Consider the following 14,378-nt stretch of genomic DNA (forward strand, 5'->3'; position numbering starts at 1 on the left):
TCAGCCCTCCTCAATCATCAGGGCGTCTCCGGGATGATACGCCGGGGCGCCTTCGACGCGGTCGATGGTGATCGTGCCGAAGTTCTCATCTTGGGCGAGCTGGATGGAGCCGCGCTTGGCAAGCTCGAGGATCGCCAGGAACGTCGCGACGATCTGCTCGGCGGTGGCTTCGCCGTCGAGCAGATCCCGGAAGGTCATATGGGGTCGCGAGATGGTCACGCGGTCGACCGACGCGACGGTGAGCTCCAGGGGCACGCGATGGGGAGCCACATGCTCGGCCTCGAGCAGGAACGTCTCGCGCCGCCCGTCGAGGTCGGCGCAGATGACCGCGAGCCCGCGCAGCGTGATGCCCGCCAGATAGTCCGGCACGAGATTCAGAAACTCGGGGTCGGGTCCCGCCACGCGAGGGTGCATGCGGCTTTCGGCCTCCATGCGCGCGCCGAGGGCGGCTGCGGCGCTGCGGAACTGCTTGTATGCGATGAGCCGCGCGATCAGGACCTCGCGCATGGCGTCGCCGTCAAGGTCGGCATATTCGTCGAGCTCGTCGTCCTCTGAGGCGCGGCGCGGCGCGTCGTCTTCCGGGACGAGCGATGCGGCCTTGATGTCGAGCAGGGTCGCCGCGACGAGCAGAAAGTCGCTTGCCACATCGAGGTCGAGTGCCTGAAGGCGTTCGACCTCGGCGAGGTACTGTTCGGCGACCTCGGTGATGGAGATGGAGCCGATGTCCACCTTCTGGCGCGAAACGAGCTGAAGCAGCAGGTCGAAGGGGCCTGAATATGCCTGCGTGCTCACGCGGTACGACAATCCATCCCCCAATCCGACCAAACGACGCAGATGGATTCATTCTATCTCAGCCGGATAGACGGAGACAGTCCTCAATGTGAGCATCCTCGGGAAAAGCTGAAACCCGATCCACCGCGGTCGCGTCGGTCGTGATCTCGGTCATGATCCCAGCGCAAAGGACAGAAGCAGGTCGTAGACGGGGTATAGCGTCAGCCGGAAGTACATCGAGACCAAATCGATATGAAGCACCGTCGGCAGCACGTAGAGCACGATGAGGAGAATCGGCATGGCGTACTGCTGGATGCGGTAGTAGGTCTGCAGCGCGCGACCGCGCAGGAACAGCACGAGGACCGACGAGCCGTCGAGCGGCGGCAACGGGATGAGGTTGAAGAAGGCGAGCGACAGGTTGACCGACATGAACGTGGTCAGGAAGTTCGTGAGGTACAGCACGTTCTCCCCCATGAACCCGATCACCGCGTCACCGTTCGACACCACGAGGCGCAACAGTACCGCGCCGGCCCCGGCGAGCAACACGTTGGAGACGGGCCCCGCGAGCGCTACGGCGACCTCATCGCGCTTGGGATTCTTGAGGTTTCCCAGATAGACCGGCACCGGTTTGGCGAACGCGAAGATGGGACCGCCGGCGACGAGCATGATCAGCGGCAGCAGCACGGTGCCAAACGGGTCGATGTGGTTGAGCGGGTTGAGCGAGATGCGCCCCCGCGAACGGGCGGTCCTGTCACCCAGCAGATAGGCTGCCAGCGCATGGGCGCTCTCGTGGATCACGATGCCGATGATGAGGGCCGCAGCCGAGGTGAGCAGGTAGAAGATGTAGTTCAGGTTGAGCATGTGCGTCCTAGAGCCGAGTCTGAAGCGTATAGGCGATGCGCTGGCACGCGTAGTCGAGCACGAGCAGGCCGACCATGGCGAGTGCGAAATCGAGGCGGAACACGCCGCCGAACGGCGAGGTGACAAGCCCGTAGCCCTCGATGATGTCGGGGAGCGCGTGCGAAAGGTCGAGCACGAATCCTGCGATGTTCAGGCGCTGGGCCATGCTCGGAAAGCACAGAAGGACCGTGAGCGCCCCGAAGACGATGCCGAGAACCCTGAACGCCACAGCCATGACGTTCAGGGCGATTGCCGCGGCTCTACGCAGTTGCACGTGCGGTCTCCTCTTCGATCGTCGTCGAGAGTTCGAGCCACTCGTCCTCCAACGGCGGGATTTCCTTCTTCAGGGCATTGTATTCCGCAAGTGCGTCGGAGAATTTCGCCTGATCGGCATAAAGCTCCTCAGACGCCATCAACTCCATGAGCTCATCATAGCGTGCGCGCTTGGTGTCAAGGAGCTTCTCGACCTCGCGCAGGCGATCTTTGGTCTTCTTCAGGCGCTTGTTGAGCGCCGCGCGTGCCTCGGCCTCAGCGCGCTTCTGCTCGCGCGTCTTTTTGCCTGCCGCCTCCGGCTTGGCCTGCGTTGGCGCCTCGTGCGTGCGGCGCAGCGTTCGGCCGCCCTCATGGGAGGGTGTTTGGGACTTGGCCGCGGGGGCGGAAGCGGCTTCGGCCGCAAGGGCTGCACGCTGGGCAAGGTCTTCGCGCTTGTACAGGTAGTAGTCGTAATCTCCGTCGTAGACGGTCATCTTGCCGTCTCGGATATCGACCACGCGGTTCGCCACGGCGCGCACGAGATGCTCGTCGTGGCTGATGAGCACGATGGTGCCGGGGAAGTTCTTGAGCGCGTTCTCGAGCATGTCGACCGAGTCGATGTCGAGATGGTTCGTGGGCTCGTCCAGGCACAGAAGCGCCTCGGGCGCGACGAGCATCTTCGCGAGCGCCAGTCGCGCGCGCTCTCCGCCGGACAGCACGCCGACCCTCTTGTCGACATCCTCTCCGGAGAACAGGAAGGCTCCGAGCAGGCTGCGCTGCTGAGGGGTGGTCCACGTGGGGGCGACCGAGTCGATCTCTTGCAGGACGGTGTTGCTCTCCTTCAGGCCCTCGAGCTGGTGCTGGGCATAGTAGGCGACGCCGACGTGCAGACCGAGCTCACGGGTGCCTGACGTGGGCTGCTCAACGCCGGTGATCATCTTGAGCAGGGTCGACTTGCCGGCGCCGTTCGGGCCGACGAGCGCCACGTGGTCGCCGCGATACAGCTTGAGGTCGATGCCGTCGTAGACGTGCTTGTCCTCGTAGCTCTTCGAGACGTTCTCGAGCGCGGTGACCAGGTCGCCGGAGCGCGGGGGGTCGGGGAACTTGAAGTCCACGTGCTTATGTCCCTCGGGCAGGATGACGAGCTCGCTTTTGATCTGCTCGATGCGACGCATGCGCTCCTGGGCCTGTGCCGCCTTGGTCGGCTTGTAGCGGAACTTGTCCACGAAGACCTGCATATGGGCGATTTCGCGCTCCTGGGCGGCGCGCTTGGCGCGCATCTGCTCGAGGTTGTCCTCACGCTGCTTGAGGTAGGCGCTGTAGTTGCCGGTATAGGTCGTGACGCGGCGGTTCTCGAGGGCGGCCACGTGGTCGACGCAGGCGTCCATGAACGCGCGGTCGTGGGACACGATGAGGACGGCCCCCTCATAGGAGGCGATGAAGCCGCGGAGCCATTGGACGCTCTCGAGGTCGAGATGGTTGGTGGGCTCGTCGAGCAGCAGCAGGTCGGGGCGGCGCAGGAAGAGCTTGGCGAGCGCGATGCGCATCTGCCATCCGCCCGAAAAATCCGAGCAGGCGCGGCTGAAGTCCTCGGGCTTGAACCCGAGGCCCGCGAGAATCTGGCGCGCGTTGCTCTCGAGCTCGTACCCGCCGAGATGCTCGAAGCGGTCCTGGACCTGTCCGTATTCTGCGAGCATGGCCTCGAGGTTCTCGTCGTCGGGGTCGGCCTCGGCGATCTTCACCTGAAGCTCCTCGGCGCGCTCCCCCATCGCGCGGATCTCGATGGCAGCGTCCATGACCTCGTTGATGATGGGCTTGTCGGAAGCGAGCTTGGTCTCCTGCTCCAGGTAGCCCACGTTGACGTCCTTGGCATACGTGACGGTGCCCGTATCCGGTGAGTCGATGCCCATGATGATCTTGAGCATCGTGGTCTTGCCGGCGCCGTTGGGTCCGACAAGCGCGTAGCGCTCCCCCGCGTTGATCTGGAAGGATGCGCCCGAGAACAGCGTGTGGGCTCCGAAGCTCTTTTCGACCTTATCGACCAGAAGAATCATGCTCATGTCCTTTATGCAAAGCAAAAGGGCTGCAGTTGCCTGCAGCCCTTGAGATTCGATGGTGGGCGTTACAAGATTTGAACTTGTGACCCCATCCGTGTGAAGGATGTGCTCTACCCCTGAGCCAAACGCCCGTGTGCCTTTCGGCGAAGAAGATACTAACACACAATGTCGGCCTCGCCAACTATAATTTTGGTTGTTGGGTCGATTCGTCTCACAATTTGTTCATCTTCGCAGGTCGGAGGGTCTATGGGCGATATCAGGCGTTCGTGCATCGATTGCGCGGTCAAGAATTGCAGCAGGATGCAGGGCACCTACCCGCAATTCTGCCTCACGACCCATATGGACGAAGACGTGCTCGCCGATGCCATGGCCCAGTATGAGGACGAGCTCATCAACAAGGTCGCGGTGGCGTCCGCAGAGGTGGAGGCTGAGCACTACTGCCGCTACACGCGTATCGAGGAGACCATGGCGTTCGCCGAGAAGATCGGGGCCCGCAAGCTCGGTATCGCGACGTGCGTGGGGCTGCTTGCCGAGAGCCGCATCTTGGCCAGGATCCTGCGCCGACACGGCTTCGAGGTAGTGGGTGTGGCCTGCAAGGCGGGCGCCCAACCGAAGGAGTCGATTGGGATTCCCGCGTATTGCACCGAAGTCGGTCCGAACATGTGCAATCCCATCCTGCAGGCGAAGCTGCTCAATAAGGGGAAGACCGACCTTAATCTGGTCGTTGGGCTCTGCGTCGGGCATGACAGCCTGTTCTACCGCTATTCCGATGCGCTATGCACCACCGTCGTGGTCAAGGACCGCGTGCTCGGACACAATCCCGTCGCCGCCCTGTACACGGCGGATTCCTACTACCGAAAGCTTGGGGCCTAGAACCCTTTCTGTTGTTTTATGCTACTATGTCCCTTGCATTCACGGGCTCATGGCGCAACGGTTAGCGCAGGGGACTCATAATCCCTGGGTTGCAGGTTCGAATCCTGCTGGGCCCACCCATCAGGACTTACGCCCCGCACCTGCGGGGCTTTTCTTATGCCGGCTTATCCCCTCCTGCGAGGTTGCGTCTACGCCGAGCAGTCGGCTTGTCGCTCCGCGGTATGTCACCGGTGGGGAAACCTCACTATAAAACTGCAAGTACGAGGGGGTTACCATTTGCTGGATACGAATTTGGTATCAATTCGGGAAGTATGAATGGAAAACGGTCACATCTGACAAGGCTGTGATCTGCGGTTTCTTTGCGGTGCTGATTGCGGATGCCCCGAGATAGGCCATTGTTCCGCCCTCGAACGGTCCTTATTATCCGCGATTTGATACCAAATTCAAAACGGGGCTCCCGCGATCCTTGGTAAAACCTTTTATCGGGGCGCCGTTTTGCACGTGGGCGGATACTACGACTTCTTCATTCGTTTCGGACGCAACCTGCTGCGGTGCGGCGCTTTTCGTACATGAATTCATGGCCCTTCGGCGTGTGCTCAGGAGTCCTCTGCTCGATGCGCCAACTACCTCAAGAATGAACGCAGATGTAGGGGCGTACGAAAAAAGCGCCCGAGGGAAAGCCTCGGGCGCACATCGGTCAAACGGCCTGTATTCTCCTAGGCGTTATGCCTTTTCGGAGAGGTTCATCAGGAGCGCAGCCATCTCTGCGCGCGTGCAGGCCCGCAGCGGCTGAATCTCGCGCGTGCCGTCTTCGAGCTCGAAGCCGTGAAGGATGTCACTCGCTACCGCCCATGCAAGAGATTCCTCTGCCCATTCGGAAACCTCGTCCGCATCCGGATATCCAGACAAGTGGGCACGGGCTGATGTGTCGATACCGACCCTGTCGGCGGAGTTCTTGAGCACGCAGGCCGCCTGCTCGCGGGTGAGCGGGTCGTCGGGTCCGAACGTCGATCCGTCACCGTATCCATGGAACACCTCTTCGGAAAGCGCCCATGCGACCGCCTCTGCGTAAAACGCCTCGGGATCGCAGTCTTCCGGCAGGTCGTAGGCCCTCTGAGGCTCATCGGAGATGCGCCATAGCACGGTTGCCATCTCGGCGCGCGTGATGGGGTTGTCGGGACCGAACGTGCCGTCATCGTAACCGACAAGCGTTCCCGTGGTGACGGCCCAGTCGATAGACAGGTGGTACCACAGGCTCTGGTCGACATCTTCCAGATGGGCGGACGGGCACAAAGGGCCGCCGTCGCACACGAACGTCACGGTGATCGTCACCTGGTCTGCAGGCTGCACATAGGTCCACGTCCCGTCGCCGTTGTCGACGAGATCAATCGGCTCTCCGTCACGGTCCACGACGGTGACCTCGTCGACCGTCATCCCCTCGTCGGGCACGGGGGTGATGGTGACCTTGTCGCCTTCAATCGGATACCGGGGGTCGATGGTGACGGCGCCGCCTCCGCCGGGAATCTCGACGTCGGGTTCATAGGTCGGTGGAGGAACGACCTCCAGGGCGAGCCCGTCTCTTTGCGATGTCACATAATAGGATCCATTGTCGCTCGTAAAGCTTGCGAGCGCGTTTCGGGCGGTATCTGCGTCAGAATCGGCGAATTTGCCAGAGCCGTTCTCCATGGTCACGCCGATATTGGTTCCTGATACGGGTGCTCCTTTAAGGTCGATCGTTTTCTCTGCAGGTACGTAGAGGTTGTCGTTCCTGTTCGCAGAGACGATGATGGCTTGAGGGGAGGTCGCGTCTGCGTTGACGGTGACCATGCCGCCGGCATGCACGCCAGCGCCCACAGGAGCCTGGTTGTTTGAAATGGAGCCGCCGAACAGGTTGAATGTTCCATCTGAGCTGTCGAACGATGCGGTGCCCGGCGTGCTCATGAGGTCGATGTCGAGCGACATCTCAGCGGTGATGTCTCCGCCGTCGACAATCTCCCAATCGTTGATCTCGGCATCTTCGATCTTCATCGGGTTCGGTGCAGGGGTCGTATCGTCGGCCGAGCGCACCGCGACGCCGCCGCCGAATGTGGTTGAGGAGTTGCCAGAGATCTCTCCCCCGTACATGTTGAACGTGCCGCCACCAAAGACGTAGACGCCTCCGCCGTAGCCCTCATCGCCTGTTGCCGTGTTGTTGGCAATCGATCCGCCATGCATGTTGAACGTGCCGTAGACGCCCACGCCTCCTGCGTAGGTGTAGGTTTTGCCGTCCTGTGTGTACGAAAGGCCGGTTTTGCCACTGATGGTTCCTACGTGGGAGTCATCGCCCGTGGACGAACTGCCCGAATCGTACAGGTTGAGCGTCGAGTCCTCGGACACGATGATCGCGCAGGTATCGGAGTTAAGTGCGTATCCGTTAAGGTCGAGATTGACAGTCGCGGCTTGCGAGTCGGTACCGATGTACAAGGCGTTGGTCATAAGCTCGACGTTATGCTGTTGCGCGATGTTGGCGACTGACAGGTCTTCGGTAAGCTCGTACGTACCTGTTTTGAGCGATACGGCATCGATGCTTCCTTGGGCATCATCGAACGCTTTGTCGAGCTGGCCGTTCAAGTCCTTGTCGTCGACGTCCCCTCCCGTTTCCTTTTGCTTGAATGAAGCCGTTACGGTGACTTCGGATGCGGGCATCTGGAAGGTGAAGCTGCCGTCATCCTGTTTTGCCATCGTGACGGATGTCCCGTTTACATCGGTGACGTTGACGGAATCGAGCTCGTAGCCTTCAGCCGGCGAGGTTGTGATGGTAACGAGGGTGCCCTCTTGCGCCTTTGTGGGGCTGATAGCGATGGAACCGTTTTCTATTCCTTCGGCGATGTTTACCGTGTATTCGGGTTCTTCCGGTTCGGGGAGGTCGATTGATACCGCGTTAGAGATCGCCGAGGCATCGTGGTTGTACGAGGTCAGCTGGAGCGTGTAGCTTGCGCCTTGGGTGAGTCCCGTCAGCTGATAGCTCGATTGATCGGGATTGATGGCAAAGGGAGATCCCTCGACATGCAGTCCGTCATTGGATGTGACGGCCATAGAATAGCTGGTGATCACGGCGCCGTTGCCTGTCGACTGGGTCCAGGTGACGTCGATTGTGCCCGGCTCCTCCCCTACCTGAGCGCTCAAGGTCGGAGCGTCGGGGGTAATGGCGGTGAACGTGGCTACAATGCGCACGTCAGCATCGGGCATGGTGAAGGTATAGGTGCCGTCGGGATTGGGCGTTGCGGACACGTTGGTGCCGTTGCTCGTGATGGCGAGCGCGTCCAGATTAAAGCCTTGCGTTGGGCTCGGCTTCACGGTGATGGTTTCTCCGGCGGTGGCATTCTGCACGACGGATACCGTACCGTTTTCGGTCTGCTCGATGACGATGGTGTGCGAGGCCGGCTCGGGTGCGGTGTACGCGATCGCATACCACGCGGAAGACCCCGTCGCAACAAAGGCGACGGCAGTATCGGATTTCGTCGCGTCGATCTTAGTGGCATCGCCCGTCTCAGGATCGATACGGTGCACAGAATAGGTACCGGTTTTGGTACCCGAGTCTCCAGGCAGCGTAAACGTGATGGTCTGGTCTGCGGCATCGGTGGCCGTGGTTCCTCCGATAGGATCGGTCGGCGTGAGTGCAAAGGCAGCCTCGAGCGCCGTGTCGCCATTCTCCGCGATGCCGATTGCCTGCTCGATTTGCTCCTGTTGCTCGTTGGTCAATGTGGACCGGACCCACAGGGTGCCATCTTCAGATTCTGCAAGCGCATCAATCACTTCAAGCTTGAGGTCGAGGAAGAGGTGATCCCCCTCATTAGGTTGCTGAGCCTCGACGCGGATGCTGGCGGACTCCCCTGCCTCCGTGGTCCATAATTGCAGGTTGATGGCAGATTGATTTTGAGAGTCCATGCCGCAGTGTTTAAGAATTCTGCTCGCATCGTCTATTGTTTGCACAGAAGAGATGGTTGCGCCGTTCAGCAAGCTTGTCAGATCGTATTGGCGCGAAACGGATGGACCGGCAGGGACCACGATGCGTCCTGTTTCTTCTACCGCCTTTTTCGTTGTGATGTCACGAGTCGTCTCTGCGGCGAACGAGCCTTTCTTCCCGTCTGTTGCCTCTACGGCCTTGAGGCGCTTGTAGAGGGTGTACGATGTGTCAGGTTTAAGCCCTTCCCACGTGATGGTGATGCGGGTTTCATCAGAGGTCTGGCTTGCCGGTTCGACAGTGTTTTCTCCAAGCTTCAGCTCGTAGTCGGCACCGTCGCTCGCCCGGTCAACGATGCGGATGGAGTTGTACGAGATAGTCGGTCTGATGAGATCGTCAAGGGAGACCGAAGGACGATTCGGGATGTCGATCTGTGTTACGGCCTCGGTGTCGTTGCCGGCAGATTCGTAGCGGGCATAGAGGCTTTGCTGCCGCTCGGATGCACCTGAGATGTAGTTTGAGATCGACACGGTACGATCTGCGCCGAGAGCGAGCAGCTCGGTGCAAACCTCATTTGCATACAGGTTGACACCCTCAGGCACTGTGAGTGTTTCTGCGGCGTATCCGATGGTGAAGGCGCTCGGATCGGGCAGCAGGTTAGGCAGCGTGATGGTCGCCGTATTGGAATTAACGGTCTCAAGTTCTGTACCGCCGCCGGCTTTCCAATGTACTTGGAGGGTCATCTCGTAGGTTTGTCCGGGTACGAGAGCGGTGTTGTCTACAGTATTCATTTCGTAGATCGATTGATCGGCTGCGACGGTGGCAACCTCAATGGAGCTTCCCGTAGCGTCAGCCGGCTTGGCGATAATCGTATAACTATCGATAGCGGCGCCGTTAGTGTCGGCCAACGTCCACGAGAAGCCGACAGTAACCGATTCGTATCCTTCTCCGTCACGTCGTGCGCTGGCAGAGAGCGCGGGCGCCTCGGGAGCAGCAGCGGTCGTGGTGATATCGATCGAGGAGATGGCTGAACGGAAGCTTCCGCAACCAGCGTTGTTGGCCTCGCGGCGTGCCTGGAGCGTGTAGGTCGTAGAAGGCTCGAGGTTGTCGAACGTGATGGCAAGGGCTCCATCTGCATCGATGCGTTTGACTTCTGCGCCATTCGCTAGCAGGCGATATGATACGTCTGAATCGCCGGTGAAGGAGATGCTTGTCGAAGTGACCGTGATGCCTGCTGCGTCAAGAGTGGGCCCTTCTGGGCGCGCGGGAATGTCGACTTCGGTCACGGACTGCAAATCGGTAGGGTCCGCCGTCGCATACCGTGTATAGACGCTCGTTGGGGTGTCGCTGATCAGATCGGAGATGCTGATGCTGAGCTTGGACGAGTTCTCGTTCAGCTGATCGGTGCAATCTCTGTCTGCATAAAGGTTGACACCGGCGGGGAACGACAGGGTTTCGTTTACATAATCGATGGTGAAGTCAGACGCGTCGGGAGACTCAGAAACCGTCATGAAGGTGGCGGGGGCGCTGAGAAGGTCCGAGGCGTTCTTCTGGACAAAGACGTACGAGGTTCCCGACTTCAGGTTACTGAACGTGGTGTTCGTCTGCCAAGCGGAGTTCTCCCCTACGAGTTGGTACTCATAGCCTTCGCCAGCGTCCTGAAGCGTGATGCTGGTCGTGGTGCGGCTTGCGAGCTTCGGGGCGGCAACCGCCGTTTCGCCCGATACAACAACCGCCTCGCTCGTGACGCTGCCCTTAAAGAAACCTGTGCCGGAAACAACGCAGTTGATGATGGCGTCCTTGTCGCTATCAGTCAGCGAGTAGGTGTTCTTTAGCGCGCCGTTGATGGGCTGCCCATTGCGATACCACGTAAACGTCAGGCCATTATAAGATCCGTCATACGCAGTCTGCGCTGCTTGAGACGGTTTCAATCCGTTCGGGTCGACCTTAAGCGTCGTGCCAGGTGTGACGGTGCCCTCGAGCGCTAAACCACTGGAGTCCGTCAGCTCGATGCTGCCTGAGATGCTGAGCGTGGGTGTTGCGTAGAAGCTTTCGATGCCCGATCCGGTAATGGTGAAATCTTTGCTTCCAGTGTCGACATTCGTCAGCGCTTCACCTGCATAGTACAGAGCTCCAACCTGGGCGCCGATATCCGTTGTGGCCACAGACGCGTACCCGTAGCCGAGCTCACCGATCTTGCTTCCGTTTGAGGTCGTCACGGCCCCGGGCGTCTCCATCGCGTACGGCGCGTACGTTCCGGAGGCGTCTGCGAGTACCATCGTCGTCTGGACCACGTTGGTGTCGGGAGATGATACTGTGCCCGCATAGATGGCCATGGAACCCGACTTCGCGTTGATGATCGGCGTACCGGAAATGGTGACCGAGCACTCATCGCGCAGACCGGAAGCCTCAACGATATGGGTTTCAGCTTTCGACGCGCTGTTGATACCGAAGAGATCCAGCATCGAGCTGAGCAGGCTCAGGCTCGAAGTCCCTCCCCATGTGATATCTCCGGCGCCCACCTCAATCTCGACGCCGTCTTCAGGCACCTTGTTCGTATAAACTTCCGCCCCCGATCCGATGGCAGCGGATGCGATACTCGTCGCGGTGACGTTGCTCGATCCGGAGATAGAAATGCTGAGATGACACGCGTCGTCTATCGCTGTCGAATTGCTCGGATTGATCCAAGGCATGCCGATGGCTGAGCCATACGTGCTTGCCGCCTCGACAACGCTGTTCTCGATTATGATGGACGGGTTCTCGATGCCCATATCTTCATATCGGCCGTACAGCGAATCGCTCGGGCCTATTGCCGCGGATCTCTTGCTCTTTGCATGAACCTCAGAGTCTTTGATGATGATCTCCTGGAAGGTTCCTCCGAGGCATCCGGTGAGGTTCGCGTTGATTCCGTATACCGTGCTGCCCTCGATGTTGATGGTGTGCGAGTTGCCCAAGACCGCGGTTCCGGCGTTCCCCTCGAACACGTTCGCGTTGAACGCTATCGTCGAGTTCTTGATGGCGATGGACGACGTGGAGAGTTCGTCCCGAGATTCATCGCTTGTCAGGTAGTCAAATGAGGTAATCGAGCTGATGCCGTCAATCGATGAATCTTTGATATGGATCTGGTTGGCGACGAAGTTCCGATAGTCGTTGCTTACATCGGTCTCTGTGCACTCGATCGCCGCATCGTGGACGGTGAGTTTGTCGCACGTAATCGAGCCATCGAGCGTAATGCTGCCTGACAAGGTCAAATCGATCTCGTTATTAATGAACCAGAGGTCGAGATGCGAGATCTGGCTGGAGGCGGAGATATTCAGGGAGTCACAGGCTGGGTCAACAACCAGCTGGTCAATCGCACACATGCCGTCGTATACCAGTGAGAGTGTGCCTGTCGCGTCTCTGAAGTTGATATTGGCGGAGTTGTTGAAATCTTTCAAGATGAGGCGGGTGTTACAACCTTCAACGGTAAGGGACACCCTATTCGTGACGTTCGGATTGCCTACGACCGTAACCGTTGAATCCGCAGCCTGCGGTCTGACAGTCACATACAGAGTGTCTTCGGAAAACTCATTGAGTTTTGTGAAGTCAAGGATCGAATCACCTTCGAGATCTGCAACGACTGAATTGACGTCGTCAGTTCGGGTAAACGAATACGTTGTGGTACCCGAGACCCAGTCTGTCGAGACGGTGTACCCTTTGTCGGAGCCGTCTGCGGCAAACGCAAGGTTCGGAACACAGACGATCATCGTCAGCACAATGGCGAGCGTACGAATGATTCTGCGTATCGACATGCCCATTTCGTCATCCCCCTCGAACATGGTGATTGTCGGTAACATTTTCACGCCCACAACGCATTTGCGCATCACCCGTTTATCAATTGATATGGGTGATGCTGTGAAGGGCGAAGAGGGGGTCAATGACACAAAGTGGGCAAAATGGCACGCTAACAGCTTCTACGGACCCCCTTTAGCGTGCTAAATTGCCCACTATGTGTCATTGACCCCCTGTTGGCACGGGTATGGTTAAGCTTCATGTCGTCGATATTAAAGCCGCCCCGACCGGACAGCTCGATCGGGGCGGCGGAATCGCAATATGGCGTTGGTAGAGACGTTACTCGCCTGCGAGCAGGTTCATCATGAGGCCTGCAAGCTCCGCACGGGTGCAGGCGCGGCCGGGCTGGAGCTCACGGGTGCCATCCTCGAGTTCATAGCCGTTGATGATGTGGGAGGCCACGGCCCAGGACAGGGAGTCGGCCGCCCAGTCGGACACGGCGTCCGCGTCAGGGAAGGCGCTGAGATCCGTGCGCGGGGTCACATCGACACCGAGTATCGCCGCGGCGTTCATCAGGACGCATGCGGCCTGCTCGCGCGTGAGCCACGCGTCGGGGCCGAAGGTGCCGTCGTCATAGCCGTTGAATACGTGGACGGTGAGCGCCCAGGCTACGGGTGCGGCGTACCATTCCTCGGGGTCGCAGTCGTCGGGCAGGATGGAGGTGTCGACGGCAGGTTCGCCGGCGATGCGGTAGAGCACCGTTGCCATCTCGGCACGGGTCATGGGGTTGTTGGGGCCGAAGGTGTTGGAGCCGTCGTCATAGCCGGTCATGGTTCCGGTGGCTGCGGCCCACATGACGGCGTTATAGAACCATTCGCCTTCGGGGACATCGGCAAAGCCGACACCGGGCTCCGGATCGGGGTCTTCAGGCGTGAGAATATCGATGGCGGCATTCACGGCTGCGGCGATGAGCTGATGGCCGTAAGCGTTGGGGTGGATGTCCAGATTGAAGTCGGTCATGGAGGCGAACGACGCGTTGAACGGATTGTTCTGGGAATCGCTCAGGACTCCGTACACGTCGACTACGGTGTACGTGCTCGAGCCCGCTCCGGCGGAGATGAGGCCGTTCAGGGCATTCGCGGCGGTCTCGAAAGCGGTGTTGACGGGTTTGACGTCGGGGTTATCGATGAAGCTGAAGGGATTGTACTGATTGAGCACCAGGATGGTCGCATCGGGATTCGCCGTTTTGACCGCACCGATGATACCGGTGAGGTTCTGGGAGAACGATGCAAGTGCGTCGGCAGCCTGCTGAGAGGTTGCGAACTGCTCGATAAGGGGGAGCAGCGCTTCGACCATGTCGGGATCGGGGTCCTCGGCGGCAAGGGCGGTTGCGATCAGCTCAGGGGTGACGGGCACGCCGAGTATGGTGCTGTACTGGTCGGCAAGATACATATACAGGGCGTTCAGCAGATCGTTGCCGCCAACGGAGATGGTGATGACGTCGGCTCCGGCAATCGCAGGGTACGAGGCGTTCTCAACGTCGGTGACAAGGGCCAGCACCTCATAGGACGCGGCGCCGTCGACAGCGAGGTTGGTGGTGTCATACCCCTGCTGATCGGCAACGAGGCTCACAAAGCCCTCGGCGGCGGGGTCGGCCAGGCCGTAGCCGGTGGAGATGCTGTCACCGAGCGCGACATAGCTCTCCGCTTCTGCTGCTTGAGCGCGAGCCGGCATGAAGCCGACTGCAAGAACCAGGGCGCACAGCACGCTGAGCAATCCGAGGAACCGTTTTCTCATGGGTTACTCCTTCC

At 59.7% G+C, this 14,378-nt stretch carries 7 protein-coding genes and 2 tRNA genes; 2 read left to right on the forward strand and 7 right to left on the reverse strand.

Translation table 11 applies throughout. From position 1 onward, the window contains the following. The 5 genes from B5F74_RS00325 to B5F74_RS00345 all read right to left on the reverse strand — a co-directional run bounded on the left by B5F74_RS00325 (window position 1) and on the right by B5F74_RS00345 (window position 4,111). Window positions 1-804 (reverse strand): segregation/condensation protein A, encoded by an 804-nt coding sequence (locus tag B5F74_RS00325; protein WP_087199084.1) that lies wholly within the window; start codon window positions 802-804, stop codon window positions 1-3. A gap of 138 nt (window positions 805-942) precedes the next feature. Then, window positions 943-1,632: a site-2 protease family protein gene (locus tag B5F74_RS00330; protein WP_087199085.1), complete on the reverse strand. Its 690-nt coding sequence runs from the start codon at window positions 1,630-1,632 to the stop codon at window positions 943-945. A gap of 7 nt (window positions 1,633-1,639) precedes the next feature. Continuing rightward, a complete protein-coding gene (locus tag B5F74_RS00335; protein WP_079989164.1) occupies window positions 1,640-1,945 on the reverse strand; it encodes a hypothetical protein in 306 nt (101 codons plus the stop codon). After that, the gene (locus tag B5F74_RS00340; protein WP_087199087.1) at window positions 1,932-3,977 is read right to left on the reverse strand and encodes an ABC-F family ATP-binding cassette domain-containing protein; all 2,046 of its coding nucleotides are present in this window, start codon (window positions 3,975-3,977) and stop codon (window positions 1,932-1,934) included. Before B5F74_RS00340 ends, B5F74_RS00335 begins: the two co-directional genes overlap by 14 nt. Before the next feature lie 59 nt (window positions 3,978-4,036). After that, window positions 4,037-4,111, reverse strand: a tRNA-Val gene (locus tag B5F74_RS00345). A gap of 115 nt (window positions 4,112-4,226) precedes the next feature. Between B5F74_RS00345 and B5F74_RS00350 the strand changes: the two genes are divergently transcribed. Together B5F74_RS00350 and B5F74_RS00355 are read left to right on the forward strand one after the other, a co-directional pair. Further along, window positions 4,227-4,853, forward strand: coding sequence for a DUF1847 domain-containing protein (locus B5F74_RS00350; protein ID WP_087199089.1), 627 nt, complete (start codon window positions 4,227-4,229; stop codon window positions 4,851-4,853). A 43-nt stretch (window positions 4,854-4,896) separates the two neighbouring features. After that, a tRNA-Ile gene (locus tag B5F74_RS00355) sits at window positions 4,897-4,969 on the forward strand. Window positions 4,970-5,576: 607 nt separating this feature from the next. Here the strand turns inward: B5F74_RS00355 and B5F74_RS00360 are convergent. Beyond that, complete coding sequence (locus B5F74_RS00360; protein WP_158095645.1) at window positions 5,577-12,593, reverse strand: S-layer homology domain-containing protein; 7,017 nt, start codon at window positions 12,591-12,593, stop codon at window positions 5,577-5,579. A 313-nt stretch (window positions 12,594-12,906) separates the two neighbouring features. After that, entirely contained in the window at window positions 12,907-14,364 is a 1,458-nt protein-coding gene (locus B5F74_RS00365; protein ID WP_087199093.1) for an S-layer homology domain-containing protein, read from the reverse strand. Window positions 14,365-14,378: the final 14 nt, after the last annotated feature.

It is taken from the genome of Collinsella sp. An271, from assembly GCF_002159695.1.
GTDB classification, from domain to species: domain Bacteria; phylum Actinomycetota; class Coriobacteriia; order Coriobacteriales; family Coriobacteriaceae; genus Collinsella; species Collinsella ihumii.

What these genes read in the sequence shown, in the direction of transcription:
- B5F74_RS00330 (WP_087199085.1), bottom strand. Translation starts at nt 1,632, where the DNA reads ATGCTCAACCTGAACTACATCTTCTACCTGCTCACCTCGGCTGCGGCC.
- B5F74_RS00340 (WP_087199087.1), bottom strand. Translation starts at nt 3,977, where the DNA reads ATGATTCTTCTGGTCGATAAGGTCGAAAAGAGCTTCGGAGCCCACACG.
- B5F74_RS00350 (WP_087199089.1), top strand. Translation starts at nt 4,227, where the DNA reads ATGGGCGATATCAGGCGTTCGTGCATCGATTGCGCGGTCAAGAATTGC.
- B5F74_RS00360 (WP_158095645.1), bottom strand. Translation starts at nt 12,593, where the DNA reads ATGGGCATGTCGATACGCAGAATCATTCGTACGCTCGCCATTGTGCTG.
- B5F74_RS00365 (WP_087199093.1), bottom strand. Translation starts at nt 14,364, where the DNA reads ATGAGAAAACGGTTCCTCGGATTGCTCAGCGTGCTGTGCGCCCTGGTT.